The sequence below is a fragment of the Marinovum sp. PR37 genome (genome assembly GCF_028807375.1).
Classification (GTDB): Bacteria; Pseudomonadota; Alphaproteobacteria; order Rhodobacterales; family Rhodobacteraceae; genus Marinovum; species Marinovum algicola.
The window spans coordinates 1-1,090 of sequence record NZ_JARAML010000080.1 but is presented as its reverse complement, the minus strand read 5'-3'; the positions used below and the strand labels follow the sequence as shown (position 1 = coordinate 1,090).

2 protein-coding genes are annotated in these 1,090 nt (G+C 63.2%); both read left to right on the top strand.

The features are described 5' to 3' along the window. Positions 1-903, top strand: a 903-nt coding sequence (locus PVW49_RS23710; protein WP_274591807.1) for a Re/Si-specific NAD(P)(+) transhydrogenase subunit alpha, incomplete at its 5' end; no start/stop codon positions are given. 13 nt (positions 904-916) lie between these two features. Further along, positions 917-1,090: NAD(P)(+) transhydrogenase (Re/Si-specific) subunit beta (locus PVW49_RS23705; protein ID WP_274591808.1), on the top strand; the 174-nt coding region annotated here is incomplete at its 3' end.

Here is a 1,090-nt window from a genome sequence, read left to right as displayed (position 1 = left end):
GACGGCGCCGCCACCGGCGGCTATGCCGCGGTCTCCAGCCCGGAATTCCGCGAGGCCCAGCTGGCCAAGTTCCGCGAGCTGGCCCCCGAGATGGACATCGTCATCACCACGGCGCTGATCCCCAACCGCGAGGCGCCCGAGCTCTGGACCGAGGATATGGTGAAATCCATGAAACCCGGTTCGGTGATCGTCGACCTGGCGGCAGAAAAGGGCGGCAACTGCAAGCTGACCGTGGCCGACGAGAAGGTGGTGACCGACAATGGCGTGACCATTATCGGCTATACCGATTTCCCCTCGCGCATGGCGACGCAATCCTCGACGCTCTATGCCACCAACATCCGTCACATGTTGACCGATCTGACGCCCGACAAGGACGGCACGGTCAACCACAACATGGACGACGACGTGATCCGTGGCGCGACCGTGACCCACAAGGGCGAGATCACCTTCCCGCCGCCGCCGCCCAAGGTGCAGGCGATTGCGGCGCAGAAGAAGGAAAAGCCCAAGGAGCTGACCGTCGAGGAGAAGAAGGCGCAGGAGGTTGCGGCCTTCAAGGCGCAGACCAAGCGGCAGTTCACCCTGCTCGGCGTCGGCGGCGTGCTGATGCTGCTGGTGGGCCTCGTCGCCCCGGCAAGCTTCATGCAGCACTTCATCGTCTTCGTGCTGGCCGTTTTCGTCGGCTTCCAGGTGATCTGGGGCGTGGCGCACAGCCTGCACACGCCGCTGATGGCGATCACCAATGCGATTTCCTCGATCATCATTCTCGGCGCTCTGATGCAGATCGGTTCGGGCTCCTGGCTGGTGATCCTGCTGGCGGCATTGTCGATCTTCATGGCCGGAATCAACATCTTCGGCGGCTTCCTCGTCACACGGCGCATGCTCGCCATGTTCCAGAAATCCTAAGGAGTCCGTGCAGATGGAATTCGGATTCACCACTGCCGCCTATGTTGTCGCGGCTGTTCTCTTCATCCTTTCGCTCGGCGGGCTGTCGAACCAGGAAAGTGCCAAGCGCGCGGTCTGGTACGGCATCGTCGGCATGGGCCTCGCGGTCTTTGCCACGCTGGTGGGCCCCGGCTCGGGCCTCTGGCTG